At 34.2% G+C, this 1724-nt stretch carries 2 protein-coding genes; both read right to left on the reverse strand.

Going from position 1 to position 1724, the window contains the following annotated elements; genetic code table 11:
* Positions 1-69: 69 nt before the first annotated feature.
* Positions 70-528 (reverse strand): hypothetical protein, encoded by a 459-nt coding sequence (locus ACIFOT_RS28515; RefSeq protein ID WP_430071203.1) that lies wholly within the window; start codon positions 526-528, stop codon positions 70-72.
* Positions 529-883: 355 nt separating this feature from the next.
* Positions 884-1444: a hypothetical protein gene (locus ACIFOT_RS28520; RefSeq protein WP_430071205.1), complete on the reverse strand. Its 561-nt coding sequence runs from the start codon at positions 1442-1444 to the stop codon at positions 884-886.
* Positions 1445-1724 lie beyond the last annotated feature (280 nt).

Raw genomic sequence — 1724 nt, forward strand, 5'->3', positions numbered from 1 at the left:
CATTATGACTAAACTGCACCGTTAGTTGAAGAAGGAAGATTATCGATAGCTTTAAACCCTAGAATACACCTACAACTTTTTTAATTCGTTTATTCGTTCCAATGTAAGCCCCGTTAGTCTTTGAATAAGTAAATCATCTACTTTTTCTTCTATTGCCGATTTTGCTATTTCTTCGTTTCTTTCTTCTAGAGCAATTAAACCACTTATAAATGAATAATCTTCCATCTTAATTTTGTCATCTGAATCTTTACCATCAAGGGTGAACGCACACAAATATGAACCAATATATGTATCATTAAGATAAATTCTTAATTCGGCTTCAATAAACTCAGAGTAATTATAAATTATAGAAAAGGATATTTTATGTATTTCTAATTTTAACCAACTGTGATTAATGCTGTTTACTAGGTGATTTAGTTCATCATCGTCATTTATTTTGGCATTATTTATTACATTCCAAAAACCTTGAATAGTACGTTCTTCTATTTTAAGCTGTGCAATTATTTCCTGAAATTCTTTACTGTTCATTTTATCCTCCATTTTTGAACTTTCATAAGTTAAAATTTCATATCTTATATATTTTATATTTAACCCTCTTTCGCTAAACTGCTTCGTTAGTGCAATAAAAAAAGGATCGCCGCAGCCATCCCAATCCTTAACTCTTGCTGCCCGTTAGGGAGCACAATAAGGACTTCAACAATCCATATCCACTAACTTTGTAATAACCTAATGTCCCTCAAAAAGCTTGAACCCTTATGATATGTTTTTGATAAGGGGCATTACCTAACTCCTAGTGATAATGAAATGGATGAAGAATAATCAATTTATCAATTCCTCTACCAATAATTACACACCTTCGCACTTCTTACTTAAATAAGAAAAACTACTTATAATAAAAGTGATATACATAATTTTTGTTTCCTGAAGGTGTACTGAGTTCTATTCTGCCTACAAAGTAACCAGGATCTTTGGGCAACATAACTGTCTCGAGAAATTCATCCTTCATATCCTTGACAATAAACTTTATTTCTTTTGGCCCCAGACTCTTGCCATCTTTTGTATAACCGCCGCTAACTGTCCTTCTCACTCCATTGGCAGGGCCAGCCTTGTCTTCAAGTTCCCCAGAGGGCTCGATATTTTTTATAGTTAGAACAGACTCTTTATTAAATAATTCCGCTGTTTTTCCATTCAGTGCTTCTTCCTCTGTTACAGTGTCACAAGAACGTGGACCTATTTCCGCCTTTTCTTCCTTATTGGAACCCTTTTTACACTGACCATATTCATATATTTCTAACTGTTTCTCGCCTACACGAACAATAGGAATATAATTCAAGTGTGCCAAGTCCTTCTCCTTCTCTTTTGCTTCCAACATCTGTTTATTACCTAAAAAAACTGCTAATACCGCTATACCTACAATTACCCCAAACAAAAAATATCTTCTCATAAGCTCCACCTGTATATTTTGATTATAGTGATTAACATAATCCATTAATTTCTTCATTGATTGATTGAATTCCTTCTTGAACTAACCTGCTCCCGTTACTTCAATAAAAAAAGAACAGCCGCCGAATGGCTGCTAACCACCCGGATCTATGCCCAGTTAAGCGGAAGCATCAGGCAGGAATTATATAGGAAGTTTTTTTAGAATAAATAAGCAACGCAATCTCACGATAGCGTTGCTTTATTTCACTCTTGAACCCATTAGTTTAAGTTATCATGAACGA

The sequence above is a fragment of the Neobacillus sp. NRS-1170 genome (assembly GCF_050468025.1).